Consider the following 13,964-nt stretch of genomic DNA (forward strand, 5'->3'; position numbering starts at 1 on the left):
GCATTTCTGCCACATTTTTGTTTACTACCATTGGTAACCAATACTTGTTCCGTAGTTAAAATCATTACGTGTATTCAAACTAATACCTGCCTTAAATGAAATACCATTGTCTTCAGAGGTTCTAGCAAAGCCCAATGCCACAGCATGTTGTCCACGATAGCCACCTAATGCTGCTGAAATCATGCTTTTCCCTCCTGAATTTGGTCGTTGCAAAAAGCCAATCGCAGTAGATCCTGCAATACCCGCACGAAGATCTTTATTCATGGTGCTTACCGTATTACTTAGATTATCTATCCTATGATTCACCTGTTGCATTCCCTGTGAAACGGTACGGTTGACATAATCTACATTGGCAACATGGGTAATTTGATCGGCTGTTGGAGTAGCAATCCCCGTTATTTCCCCAGTCGCACCTTCTCCATGTGGACCTTCTTTAAAGGCAATAACATTATGACGTTCAATCGTAGCCTTACCATTTCTAATCACTTTACGTTCTTGATTAGATTTAATCGCTATCACAGTACTACCTGCATTATCCGCAACAGTTACACCGTCTTTCGCAATTTTCGTATGCTGACCGTGCTCATCCCCCGCAGTAATACTTTCATCAACTTTAACATTTGCATCAAGGCTAATCGCTAACTCATTATTTTTACTATCAGCTGTGACATAAATATTTTGATGACCATTTTTTTTCTTACCGCCGATACGTACGCCATACTCTGCAGTTAATTCGGTATTTAATGCATTTTCAAGACCATTATCACCATGAATACGGAAACCTTTCGTCTCATTTTGTGCCTTTTCCAAATTAGCTAATTTTGTCGCCGTTGCATCCACTTTGTTCACAAAATCTTTATTTAATGTTACTTTGATAGCTCCAGGTTTTTCAGACGATGTGTCAATAACAACTTCACCATTACCAGATAAAATTAAACCTTTTTCAAGAGATACATTTTTTCCATTGACTTTGATTGTCTGATTTTTAATTTTATCTTTTACAGCTTGAATACTCGCCGCATTTTTAGTCACAATTTCTTTGGCAGTTTGTGCTATTTCCTTCGCCTTATTAGCAACACCATCGGCTTTATCAACAGTAATTTTAGCAGAACGAGCCGTACGCTCAGCCGAATCTGCAGTAGCCTGAGCTTTAGAAGAAACCAAATCGACTTTTTTAAGTGTATTTTTTACTTCTTCTGTCATTTTTCCGCTACACCATTTGCATGTTCTGCTGCTTTTTTAGCTTCCCCAGTTGCCGTTATAATCCCGTTCTTAGTATCCACAGCTTGTTCTACTATATTGCTTAGATCTTTTGTTACATCTTCAGCGTGATGAGTCGCTTTTTTTGCTTTTAATGTCGCCTGATCAAGTGCCGTTTTAGCTCCCTCTACCACTTTAGTTACGTTACTTGTCACACTATCCGCCGTTGCCGTAATTGCACTTTCAGCACTTGTAGTCGCTTGAGCAATTTCATCTTTACTATTACCCGTAGCCTTACCAATTTCACCGATTGCTGTATTGGTTGCTTGGGTAATTTCACCTTTTGCTTTGATAGTAGCATCATTTGTCGCTGTACTAATCACATCTTGGGCTTTTTGTGTTGCTGTTTGAGTAGCTGTAGCAATACTATCCGTTGCATCCGTACCCGCTTTACTAATCTCCGCTTTCACTTGATTTCCAGCATTACTTACCGCACCCGTTGCTGTCTGCGTTGCTTGGGTAATTTCACCTTTTGCTTTGGTGGTTGCAGTACCAATATCGGTTTTAGCCTGTTCTACATTTTGATGCAATGTTTCAGTGGCATCAGTTTTTGCTGTATTAATGGCTTCTTTAGCATCTTTCGAGGCTTTGGCAATACTATCTGTTGCTGTTTGGCTAGCTGTAGCAATACTATTCGTTGCATCGGTACCCGCTTTACTAATCTCCGCTTTCACTTGTTTTCCAGCTTTGTTTACCGCACCCGTTGCCGTCTGCGTTGCTTGGGTAATTTCACCTTTTGCTTTGGTGGTTGCAGTACCAATATCGGTTTTAGCCTGTTCTACATTTTGATGCAATGTTTCAGTGGCATCAGTTTTTGCTGTATTAATGGCTTCTTTAGCATCTTTCGAGGCTTTAGCGATACTATCTGTTGCTGTTTGGCTAGCTGTAGCAATACTATTCGTTGCATCGGTACCCGCTTTACTAATCTCCGCTTTCACTTGGTTTCCAGCATTACTTACCGCACCCGTCGCTGTCTGCGTTGCTTGAGTAATTTCACCTTTTGCTTTGGTGGTTGCAGTACCAATATCGGTTTTAGCTTGTTCTACATTTTGATGTACTGTTTTAGTAGCATCATTTGCCGCTGTACTAATGGCTTCTTTAGCATCGTTCGAGGCTTTGGCGATACTATCTGTTGCTGTTTGGCTAGCTGTAGCAATACTATTCGTTGCATCGGTACCCGCTTTACTAATCTCCGCTTTCACTTGTTTTCCAGCTTTGTTTACCGCACCCGTTGCCGTCTGCGTTGCTTGGGTAATTTCACCTTTTGCTTTGGTGGTTGCAGTACCAATATCGGTTTTAGCTTGTTCTACATTTTGATGTACTGTTTTAGTGGCATTATGTGTCGCAGTGTTAATCGCCTCTTGGGCTTTTTGTGTTGCTGTTTGAGTAGCTGTAGCAATACTATTCGTTGCATCAGCACCCGCTTTACCAATCTCCGCTTTCATTTGGTTTCCAGCATCATTTACCGTACCCGTTGCTGTCTGCGTTGCTTGAGTAATTTCACCTTTTGCTTTGGTAGTCGCACTACCAATATCAGCTTTCGCATCTTCTACATTTTGATGTACTGTTTTAGTAGCATCATTTGTCGCTGTACTAATGGCTTTTTTAGCATCGTTCGAGGCTTTGGCGATATCATCTGTTGCTGTTTGGCTAGCTGTAGCAATACTATTCGTTGCATCGGTACCCGCTTTACTAATCTCCGCTTTCATTTGGTTTCCAGCATCATTTACCGCACACGTTGCTGTCTGCGTTGCTTGGGTAATTTCACCTTTTGCTTTGGTAGTCGCAGTACCAATATCGACTTTCGCATCTTCTACATTTTGATGTACTGTTTTAGTAGCATCATTTGTCGCTGTACTAATGGCTTTTTTAGCCTCTTTCGAGGCTTTAGCAATACTATCTGTTGCTGTTTGGCTAGCTGTAGCAATACTATTCGTTGCATCGGTACCCGCTTTACCAATCTCCGCTTTCACTTGATTTCCAGCTTTATTTACCGCACCCGTCGCTGTCTGCGTTGCTTGAGTAATTTCACCTTTTGCTTTGGTGGTTGCAGTACCAATATCGGTTTTAGCTTGTTCTACATTTTGATGTACTGTTTTAGTAGCATCATTTGCCGCTGTACTAATGGCTTCTTTAGCATCGTTCGAGGCTTTGGCGATACTATCTGTTGCTGTTTGGCTAGCTGTAGCAATACTATTCGTTGCATCGGTACCCGCTTTACTAATCTCCGCTTTCACTTGTTTTCCAGCTTTGTTTACCGCACCCGTTGCCGTCTGCGTTGCTTGGGTAATTTCACCTTTTGCTTTGGTGGTTGCAGTACCAATATCGGTTTTAGCCTGTTCTACATTTTGATGCAATGTTTCAGTGGCATCAGTTTTTGCTGTATTAATGGCTTCTTTAGCATCTTTCGAGGCTTTAGCGATACTATCTGTTGCTGTTTGGCTAGCTGTAGCAATACTATTCGTTGCATCGGTACCCGCTTTACTAATCTCCGCTTTCACTTGATTTCCAGCTTTATTTACCGCACCAGTTGCTGTCTGCGTTGCTTGGGTGATTTCACCTTTTGCTTTGGTAGTCGCAGTACCAATATCGGTTTTAGCTTGTTCTACATTTTGATGCAATGTTTCAGTGGCATCAGTTTTTGCTGTATTAATGGCTTCTTTAGCATCTTTAGAGGCTTTGGCGATATCATCTGTTGCTTGTTTACCCGCCTTGGTAATATCTACTTTTGCAGTATTCGTTGCAGCTATTGTTACTTGCTCGATCTTACCTGTTGCTTTTTGAACTACTTGATCAATCTTCTTCTGTACAGATTGACTTATTTCTCCATCGTGCTTTGAAAGATCCTTTAATTTATTTTCGATACTTTGATTAAGCTTATTTTCTACATTTGATAATTCGTCTTTAAGCTGCCCAAAGGTAACAGCATCATCATCTGCTTTCGCCTTAGCAATATGTGTTAAACGACTTTGATTAAAATCTATCGTCTTATCGGTATTTAACGTAATCCTTGCACCATCTTTGGTATTGCTGATGCTTTGAATATCACTTAAAGTCTTAGATAGATCATAAGTTATATGAATACCATTATCATCACTCGTGACAAAAGCCTGTGTATTGCGTCCATTCTTAAAATTAATTACTCCATATGGATAAACATTATTCTTTACGCTCTTACTATCTTCACTAGGCTTACCAGAAATCGTCCAATAAGTTTCACCCCATTTTTTCTTCAACTGTGCAACATTAACTGCATCTGTATCATTCACCCCAGCAGCAACATGAATAATACGGCGAGTGCGCTCAGTTCCATCATCGTATTGACCACCAATAGACACCAAGCCATCAGTAGGATGGTAAGTAGGGTCTGATAAAGATTCTTCTGAATTTTGTCCAACTTCTTTCAATAATGACGTTAAATCGCTTTGTGAAACACTAGAATAACTCCCTAACGCAACTGATCCGCCTATTCGTTGCCCATCTGTCATATCATCCTGACGATCAGGCGCACCTTTTACTTTATAAACTTTCGCTTTGTACCCTAATACTAATGAACGAACCCCTTGCGCTTCGGCTGAGCTACCTAATGCTGTAGATTCAAAGCCTGAAGCAGCTGAATTAATCCCAGCAGAAATAGTATCTCCACTTCTAGCGATAGAAAATGGTCCAAATGCAACTGCATTTCCCATCTGTGCCATGGCTATTGCAGAATCTCCATACGCATATAACTGTTGTCCCGATTTTGGATCCCGTTTACCCGTAAATATGTGATCTATTAATTCATCACTACGTTTATAATGAGCCTGAACCTTTTGCAAAATTGGACCAACATTTTGAATAAATCCTTCTTCTGTTGGATTATCCCAAAAGTTTTTTAATAAATTTATTGCTGAAATTTTATTTCTAGGATTATTGGGATCGGGGAGTTTGATCGTGGCTAAATCTTTTCCGAAACCACGCGACATCAGATAAACAAGTTTAACAATATTTTTCTTACTCTTTACATCGCTATGGCGAGGATTGAGATAATCCAAATTATCGTAATTTTTTTTAAATTCGATTAACAAATTATCTGGACTTTCTGCAACAGCATTATTTCCCACTGTGACATTATTTTCATAGTTATAACTTTTTGTATTTTTATTAGAACTTATCCAGCTCTGTCCACCATTAATGCTATTAAAGTAATGATAAAAGTCTTCTGAAAAAGCATTATTCATAAAACCTACAGAGATTCCTAGAATTAAAGCTTTCCTTATAAGCCCTCGTAAAGATAGATGAGGCGTCATTTTCACTACATCAACTGCAGTATCTAAAATAACTCCATTCCGTGTCGTTTGTCCTTTTCCATGATTTTTAGCTAATTCAGACACAACAACCAAACTATTTAACGTTCTAGAAAAAATAATGTTGAAAATTCTATTCATAACCGCCTTCTACACTACTAATTACAACTCAAGTGTTAACTCCATGATGTTAATCAAAATTAGTATATAGCGATATTTTTATCCGTGCAAGCGCAGATAAAGTGTATAAACATAAAAAATAAATAATTTAAAAGAGTTACACAAATACTACTTTTTTATTATATTAAAAAAAATTATGATAACTGATTATAATGATTGCTTTATAATCGAATTTTAAAAATAAACAATCATTATTGTATATGTTTTAATTTATATAAAATATATACCTACACGAGATCTTTAAAACTAAATTTATTAAAAAATAGAAGATAAATTGTGAGTAGGATGTCTGAATCTGTTTAATTAAAATAGAAATAAATAAAAAGTTATGGAAAACTCATGAATATCATTCGTTGTTAGATAAGATTTGATGGCAGATGAAAAGATAAATTAAGGGCAGATAATGGACCGCCCTTTTTTAGTTATTTTTTAGAAATCACGCCATGATTTTCGGCTAATTTTTTTAATTTTGCACGTTTCGCATTATCTTTAGCTAAAAGGCTTACAGCGATAACAATAATTAATGCGCCAATCCAAAATGTAGTGGGAAGATGATCTTTCACGATAAAAGCATCAAACAACCCTGAAAAAACCACCCCGATAAAGGTGAAGGGGGTAAGTGTACTGGCACTTGCATATTTAAATGCTTTCGTCACATAAATTTGGAAACTTAATCCAAAAATTCCAACGCAAATCAATAAGATAAAGCTAGATAATGATACCCATACCCAGTCATGCCCAAAAATTAGTGCAATAGAGAGAAACCCTATGGTATGAAAGTAAAAGACGATATTTTGAGGAGAATTATATTTATTCAATTCTTGTAAACTACAATAAGCAATGGCAGCAAGAATAGCGCTCACTATCCCGATAAATACATAAAAATTATCAATATGTGCTTGTGAATGGCTACCCAACAAGATGACACATACGCCGATAAAACCAAGAGAAATCAATATTACTTGAGTTAACGTGGTACGGATCCCCAAGAACAATAAAATGATCGGAACGAAAAGTGCAGATGTATTCATCAATAAAATGGCAATCGCGACTGGTAAATGCTTTATGATATAAAACATCAACAACATCGCCGAAATCCCCGCCGCATTACGTAAGATAAAATACTGAGGTTTAGTAAAATTAATCTTTAGCTGCTTTGTTTTCACGACAAAAGGTAGTAGAAATATTGCCCCTAAGAAAAAACGGACAAACAATATTTCACTTGATGGTACGGTCGCTGAGGCAAATTTTACAAAAATCCCCATAATCGCAATACTGACATAAGCAATCAGCACATAAACAATCGCTTTATTTTCGTTACTCATAATCTCAATTTTCAAACAATAAATAGAAAGTGATGAGTATAGCAGTTAAATCTCAAATTTCTATTCATCCATCCCACCAACAAAAAAATCGTGACGATTTTAACCACGCCACGATTTTCGGAAAAAATTATTAAAAATGGTCTAAATTTATTCAATTATGCCTTATCCAAATCAATAAAATGCTCACGATAGTAAGCAAGTTCGGCAATAGATTCACGGATATCATCTAAAGCAAGATGTGTATTTTTCTTTTTAAATCCAGCTAGGATTTCAGGTTTCCAGCGTACGGCTAATTCTTTTAACGTACTCACATCCAAATGGCGATAATGGAAATAATCGGCAAGCTCAGGCATATAGTTATATAAAAAACGCTTATCTTGTGCCACGCTGTTCCCACAAATTGGCGAGGCTCCTTTTTCAGTCCATTTTTTTAGGAAATCTAGTGTGCGTAATTCAGCGGCTCTTTCCGTCAATTTACTTGCTCGCACTCGATCAATCAAACCATTTTGACTATGTGTTGTCTGGCACCATGCACTCATTTTATTTAATAACTCATCCGATTGATGTACGGCTAATACGGGACCTTCTGCCAAGATATTTAGATCTTTATCCGTAACAATCGTTGCAATTTCAATAATACGTTCTTTATTTGGATCTAATCCCGTCATTTCTAAATCAATCCAAATCAAGTTTTGGCGGTCTTTTTGTTTTGCTTTATCTGTACTCATAATTTCGGTATCCTATAGAAATTTACTTCCCTATATTAGCGGAAAAAGCTTTTTTCTGTAAGGATTCTCTTTGGCTAAACGCAAATTAACTCAAAACCAAAAACGCCGTATTCAGGCAAACCGTTCTAAAACCCTCCATCGCCATCAAAAACAAGATGTCGAATGGCAAGATGAAATGCTTGGTGAAACCCAAGATGGGCGCATCGTTACTCGCTATGCATCACATGCAGATGTTGAGAATGCACATGGTGAAATTTTCCGTTGTAATCTTCGCCGTACTTTATCTAGCTTAGTTGTTGGGGACTACGTAATTTGGCGTGAAGGCAATGAGCAATTACAAGGTATAAGTGGCGTGATTGAGGGCGTTTATCCTCGAAAAAGTGAAATTTTACGCCCTGATTATTATGATGGTTTAAAACCTATTGCGGCAAATATCGATCGCATTATTATAGTTTCTGCCGTTATTCCAGCATTATCTCTAAATATTATCGATCGTTATTTAGTCATGTGTGAAAATGCAAAAATTCCCGCCACCATTGTCTTAAATAAAGTTGATCTGCTAGATGCTAAAAGTCGCCATGAGGTAGAAGAACAATTAAAAATTTACCAAGACATTGGCTACGAAGTATTACTCGTTTCCGCCAAAACAGGCGAAAACATGAATGCACTCACCTCACTTTTTGCACAAGGTACAAGTATTTTTGTCGGTCAATCTGGCGTCGGAAAATCAAGCCTGATTAATCAAATTTTCCCTGACCTCAATGTCCTAACTGGAGATGTCAGTGAAGTATCGGGTTTAGGTCAGCACACCACAACATCTTCACGTCTGTACCATCTTCCCCAAGGCGGCGAATTAATTGATAGTCCAGGAATCCGTGAATTTGGTTTATGGCACCTTACTGAAACGCAAATTACTGATGGTTACCGTGAGTTTCATGATTTCCTAGGAACATGCAAATTCCGTGATTGCAAACATCTTACTGATCCACAATGTGCATTAAGAGAGGCGGTAGAGGCTGGGAAAATAAACCCAATCCGCTTTGAAAATTACCATCGTTTATTAACTAGCCTGTCCGAAACAAAGTCTCAACGTCATTTTTCTAGCGATATCTAACAACAACAAATGAACAAAAAATAACCAAAAGAGTGTCCGATACACTCTTTTTTTTGCCTTTTTTGTGATGTACTTCAAATTTTACAACCTTTTTTATTGATTATTTAAAGTGCCCATTAGATACTTGTTCCGCTTAAAATTTAAGTTAAGAAAGTTGATTTATGCATCTTTTCCTAGGGTGAAAGACTCATCCATTTTTATTTGATTAAGGACACAGACATGTACTCAAAAGAAGTTGAAATTACAGCCCCAAATGGTTTACATACTCGCCCTGCTGCACAATTTGTAAAAGAAGCAAAAGGTTTTACTTCTAATATCAATGTTACCTCAGGTGGTAAAACAGCAAGTGCAAAAAGCTTATTTAAACTTCAAACCTTAGGTTTAACACAAGGTACTGTCATTACCATCTCTGCTGAAGGTGATGATGAGAAAGAAGCAGTTGATCACTTAGTGGCTCTCATTCCAACATTAGAATAAAAAAATCAAACCATTATGCCACAAAATTTCCTCATTCATTTTGTGGCATTTTCTATTCTCGTAACTCAAAATTTGGAAGGTTCATATGCTGTCAGGTATTCCGGCATCTCCAGGGATTGTCTTTGGAAACGCACTTGTTTTAAAAGAAGATGAAATTGTTTTCGATACTCGCAAAATTTTAGATTCTGAAGTAGGCGAACAAATCGCACAATTTTATCAAGGTCGAACTGAGGCAATCGCCCAGTTAAATGCGATCAAAGATCGTGCACAAAAAACGCTTGGCGAAGACAAAGCGGCAATCTTTGAAGGTCATTTGATGATTCTTGAAGATGAAGAATTAGAAGAAGAAATCATCGAGTATATTCGTTCTAATAAGACTACCGCAGCCGTTGCAGCAGAGAAAATTATTGCTTCTCAAGTAGCCATGCTTTCCGAATTGGATGATGAATACCTAAAAGAACGTGCTGGCGATATTCGAGATATTGGTAATCGTTTAATTAAAAATATTTTAGGTATCAAAATCATCGATCTTGGGGAAATCAAAGATAAAGTTATCCTTGTTGCTAAAGATTTAACACCATCTGAAACAGCTCAGCTTAACTTGGAAAATGTATTAGGCTTTATTACTGATTTAGGTGGCCGTACATCACATACCTCAATTATGGCCCGTTCACTTGAACTTCCTGCCATTGTTGGAACAAACAATGCGACTCAAGCCATTAAAACTAATGATTATATCATCTTAGATGCAACGGATAATCGCGTTTATATCAATCCATCTGAAGAAGAAGTAAAACGTCTTCACACTTTAGCGAAACGTCTTGATGAAGAAAAAGAAGAATTAGCTAAATTAAAAGATTTACCCGCCGTTACATTAGATGGTCATCAGGTTGACGTAGTAGCCAATATCGGTACATTACGTGACTGCGAAGGTGCAGAACGTAATGGAGCTGAAGGTATCGGTTTGTACCGTACCGAATTTTTATTTATGGATCGTGACCAATTACCAGGTGAAGAAGAACAATTTAAGGCGTATAAAGATGTCGTTGAAGCAATGAATGGTCGCCTAGTTGTCCTTCGTACGATGGACATTGGTGGTGATAAAGATCTCCCTTATATGGATCTACCTAAAGAAATGAATCCATTCCTTGGCTGGCGTGCTATTCGTATTGCTTTTGATCGCCGTGAGATTCTCAATACACAATTACGTGCTGTACTTCGTGCCTCTGCTTTCGGTAATCTCGCTGTAATGTTCCCGATGATTATTTCAGTTGAAGAAATTCGTGAGTTAAAATCAGTTATTAAACAACTTAAAGCTGATCTTAGAGCAGAAGGCATTGCATTCGATGAAAATATTCAAGTCGGTGTAATGGTTGAAACTCCAGCAGCCGCAGTAAACGCAAAATTCTTAGCAAAAGAAGTCGATTTCTTCAGTATTGGGACAAATGATTTAACTCAATATACCCTTGCCGTTGACCGTGGTAATGAGTTAATTGCTCATCTCTACAACCCGATGACTCCTGCTGTTTTAAACCTCATTAACCAAGTTATTTCAGCTTCTCATGCTGAAGGTAAATGGACTGGTATGTGTGGTGAATTAGCTGGTGACGAACGTGCTACCCTACTTCTTCTCGGTATGGGACTTGACGAATTTAGTATGAGTGCAATTTCAATCCCTCGTATTAAAAAACTGATTCGTAACGTAACGTTTGAAGAAGCACAAACTCTTGCTAAAGAAGCATTACAAAAACCGACAGCACAAGAAATTGCTGACCTTATTGCAGATTTTTTAGCAGACAAAGGCTAAATAAATATTAATTTCATCATTTTTTCGCTAAAATGACAGGGATTTTGTATAAAGTAGGAGTACAGAATGAGCTTTTTAGGTAAATTATTTGGTTCAAAAGAAAAAAAAACCATCAATGTTGAAATCTATGCCCCTGTCACTGGCGAGCTAATTAGTCTTGAAGATGTACCTGATGTTGTTTTTTCAGAAAAAATCGTTGGTGATGGTATTGCAATCCGTCCCTCTGGTTCACTTCTCGTAGCACCAGCAGATGGCGTGATTAATAAAATTTTTGAAACCAACCATGCTTTTTCAATGACTACAACAAATGGTGTTGAGTTATTTGTACATTTTGGTGTAGATACTGTAGAACTTAAGGGGAAAGGTTTTACTCGTATCGCAAAAGAAGGGCAGCAAGTGAAATGTGGCGATCCCATCATTGAACTTCATTTAGATGAATTGCAACACACTGATAAATCTTTATTAACGCCAGTTGTTATCGCTAATATGGAAGAAATTTGTCACCTTGAAAAAAAATCAGGTCCAGTTGTTGCTGGGGAAAGTGTTATCCTTACACTAAAAAAATAACCACAAATTCAACTCAAAAGACCTCATTTTTAAATGAGGTTTTTTATTTTTATGACGCCTGTATTTTCAGAAAATTTTTTGCTTTTAAGCTCTATATAAATTTGTTATTTTAAGCGGAATTAACTTAGTTTTCTTAACGATCTCAACAATAGAGATTTATTTTAAAAGGAACAATTATGTCTAATCCACTTCTTACAACTACTGGTTTACCAGAATTCTCAAAAATCAAACCAGAACATATTCAACCTGCCATTGAACAAATCATAAAAGAAAGCAGAGAAACAATTGGAAAACTTCTTACCCAATCACAATTCACTTGGGAAAATTTTATTGAACCGATGGATAACCTCGGTGAAAAATTACAACGTGCTTGGTCACCAGTAAGCCATTTAAACTCAGTAAAAAATAGCCCTGAACTCCGTGACGCATATGAAGCTTGCTTACCTTTATTATCTGAATACAGCACTTGGCTTGGTCAGCACAAAGGTTTATATGATGCCTACCTCTCTCTAAAAAATAGCATTGAGTTTTCAACTTATTCGCTTGCTCAACAAAAAGCCATTGAAAATGCACTGCGCGATTTTGAATTATCAGGTATTGCCCTCGATAATGAAAAACAAGCACGTTATGCAGAAATTGTTGCTCGTTTATCTGAACTTAACTCAAAATTCAGCAACAATGTTCTTGATGCGACTATGGGCTGGGAAAAAATTATTACTGATATCAATGAGCTTAAAGGCTTACCAGAAAGTACTTTACAAGCTGCTGCGCAATCGGCACAAAGTAAAGGCTTAGATGGCTGGCGTTTTACTCTTGAATTTCCAAGCTATTTGCCAGTTATGATGTATGCAGAAAATGCGGCTCTTCGTGAAGAAATGTATCGTGCTTTCGCAACCCGTGCTTCTGATGAAGGTCCGAACGCAGGAAAATGGGATAACACTGCGATTATGCAAGAAATTCTCACTTTACGTTTAGAATTGGCTAAACTTCTTGGCTTTGATACCTATACCGAACTTTCTCTTGCCACCAAAATGGCAGAAACACCCGATCAAGTGATGCAATTTTTAGATAATCTTGCATTACGTTCAAAAGCTCAGGGCGAAAAAGAATTACAAGATTTACAAGCATTCTGTAAAGAACAATACGGTGTAGAACAGCTTAACCCATGGGATATCACTTTCTACGGCGAAAAACAAAAACAAGCGTTATATCAAATTAGCGATGAGCAACTTCGCCCATATTTTCCAGAAAATCGCGTTATTTCAGGGTTATTTGAGTTAATTTCACGCTTATTCAATATTAAAGCTGAAGAACGTTTTGACGTAGATACTTGGGATAAATCTGTTCGTTTCTTCGATCTTAAGGATAAAACAAGCGGTAAATTGCTCGGAAGTTTCTACCTTGATCTCTATGCGCGTGAACATAAACGTGGTGGTGCATGGATGGATGATTGTATTGGTCGTAAAGTGTTAGATAAAGATCATATTCAAACTCCAGTTGCTTTCTTAACTTGTAATTTCAATGCACCAATTGGTGATAAACCAGCATTATTTACTCACGATGAAGTGACCACCCTATTCCACGAATTTGGACATGGTATCCATCACATGCTAACAGAAATCGACGTGCCAGATGTTGCTGGAATTAATGGGGTACCATGGGATGCGGTGGAATTACCAAGCCAATTCCTTGAAAACTGGTGCTGGCAACCAAAAGCACTAGAATTTATCTCTGGTCATTACGAAACAGGCGAACCATTACCACAAGATCTATTACAAAAACTTATTGATGCTAAGAACTTCCAAGCAGCAATGTTTGTTTTACGTCAATTAGAATTTGGTTTATTTGATTTTCGCCTCCACCATAACATCGATCCAAATAATCCAAGCCAAGTCTTAGAAACCTTGAAAAAAGTCAAAGATGAAGTGGCTGTCGTAAAAGGTGTGGATTGGGCAAGAATGCCTCATAGCTTTAGCCATATCTTTGCTGGAGGTTACGCAGCAGGCTACTATAGTTACCTTTGGGCAGAAGTATTATCTTCAGACGCATTTTCTCGCTTTGAAGAAGAAGGTATTTTTAACCCAGTCACAGGACAATCTTACTTAAAAGAAATTTTAAGTCGTGGTGGTAGCGAAGAACCAATGGTTCTCTTTGAACGTTTCCGTGGTCGTAAACCAACACTAGACGCATTACTTCGTCATAAAGGCATTAAGGGCTAAA

9 protein-coding genes are annotated in these 13,964 nt (G+C 37.7%); 5 read left to right on the top strand and 4 right to left on the bottom strand.

What is annotated here, in order from left to right:
• Positions 1-24: 24 nt before the first annotated feature.
• The 4 genes from EL259_RS08665 to orn form a co-directional block, all read right to left on the bottom strand.
• Positions 25-1,203, bottom strand: a complete 1,179-nt coding sequence (locus EL259_RS08665; protein ID WP_197721291.1) for a YadA C-terminal domain-containing protein — start codon at positions 1,201-1,203, stop codon at positions 25-27.
• Positions 1,200-5,687, bottom strand: a complete 4,488-nt coding sequence (locus EL259_RS01575) for an apolipoprotein A-IV repeat region-like domain-containing protein (protein ID WP_126598379.1) — start codon at positions 5,685-5,687, stop codon at positions 1,200-1,202. Before EL259_RS01575 ends, EL259_RS08665 begins: the two co-directional genes overlap by 4 nt.
• A 461-nt stretch (positions 5,688-6,148) precedes the next feature.
• A complete protein-coding gene (locus EL259_RS01580) occupies positions 6,149-7,051 on the bottom strand; it encodes a DMT family transporter (protein WP_126598381.1) in 903 nt (300 codons plus the stop codon).
• A gap of 155 nt (positions 7,052-7,206) precedes the next feature.
• Positions 7,207-7,779, bottom strand: coding sequence for an oligoribonuclease (orn, locus tag EL259_RS01585; protein ID WP_126598383.1), 573 nt, complete (start codon positions 7,777-7,779; stop codon positions 7,207-7,209).
• Positions 7,780-7,849: 70 nt separating this feature from the next.
• On the opposite strand from orn, the gene rsgA reads away from it, so the two are divergent.
• The 5 genes from rsgA (at position 7,850) to prlC (ending at position 13,963) form a co-directional block, all read left to right on the top strand.
• Positions 7,850-8,893: a small ribosomal subunit biogenesis GTPase RsgA gene (rsgA, locus tag EL259_RS01590; protein ID WP_126598385.1), complete on the top strand. Its 1,044-nt coding sequence runs from the start codon at positions 7,850-7,852 to the stop codon at positions 8,891-8,893.
• 219 nt (positions 8,894-9,112) lie between these two features.
• On the top strand, positions 9,113-9,370 hold the full coding sequence (gene ptsH / locus EL259_RS01595) for a phosphocarrier protein Hpr (protein ID WP_126598387.1): 258 nt from the start codon (positions 9,113-9,115) through the stop codon (positions 9,368-9,370).
• Between the two features lie 85 nt (positions 9,371-9,455).
• On the top strand, positions 9,456-11,177 hold the full coding sequence (gene ptsI, locus EL259_RS01600; protein ID WP_126598389.1) for a phosphoenolpyruvate-protein phosphotransferase PtsI: 1,722 nt from the start codon (positions 9,456-9,458) through the stop codon (positions 11,175-11,177).
• Between the two features lie 66 nt (positions 11,178-11,243).
• Positions 11,244-11,744: a PTS glucose transporter subunit IIA gene (gene crr, locus EL259_RS01605; RefSeq protein ID WP_126598391.1), complete on the top strand. Its 501-nt coding sequence runs from the start codon at positions 11,244-11,246 to the stop codon at positions 11,742-11,744.
• Positions 11,745-11,920: 176 nt separating this feature from the next.
• The gene (gene prlC, locus EL259_RS01610) at positions 11,921-13,963 is read left to right on the top strand and encodes an oligopeptidase A (protein WP_126598393.1); all 2,043 of its coding nucleotides are present in this window, start codon (positions 11,921-11,923) and stop codon (positions 13,961-13,963) included.
• The last annotated feature ends 1 nt before the right edge of the window (position 13,964 follow it).

This window comes from Actinobacillus delphinicola (assembly GCF_900638385.1).
In the GTDB taxonomy this organism is placed as follows: Bacteria; Pseudomonadota; Gammaproteobacteria; order Enterobacterales; family Pasteurellaceae; genus Actinobacillus_C; species Actinobacillus_C delphinicola.

Excerpts from the sequence above, each read along its gene's own strand:
- EL259_RS08665 (WP_197721291.1), bottom strand. The coding sequence starts at position 1,203 with ATGACAGAAGAAGTAAAAAATACACTTAAAAAAGTCGATTTGGTTTCT.
- EL259_RS01575 (WP_126598379.1), bottom strand. The coding sequence starts at position 5,687 with ATGAATAGAATTTTCAACATTATTTTTTCTAGAACGTTAAATAGTTTG.
- EL259_RS01580 (WP_126598381.1), bottom strand. The coding sequence starts at position 7,051 with ATGAGTAACGAAAATAAAGCGATTGTTTATGTGCTGATTGCTTATGTC.
- orn (WP_126598383.1), bottom strand. The coding sequence starts at position 7,779 with ATGAGTACAGATAAAGCAAAACAAAAAGACCGCCAAAACTTGATTTGG.
- ptsH (WP_126598387.1), top strand. The coding sequence starts at position 9,113 with ATGTACTCAAAAGAAGTTGAAATTACAGCCCCAAATGGTTTACATACT.
- ptsI (WP_126598389.1), top strand. The coding sequence starts at position 9,456 with ATGCTGTCAGGTATTCCGGCATCTCCAGGGATTGTCTTTGGAAACGCA.
- crr (WP_126598391.1), top strand. The coding sequence starts at position 11,244 with ATGAGCTTTTTAGGTAAATTATTTGGTTCAAAAGAAAAAAAAACCATC.
- prlC (WP_126598393.1), top strand. The coding sequence starts at position 11,921 with ATGTCTAATCCACTTCTTACAACTACTGGTTTACCAGAATTCTCAAAA.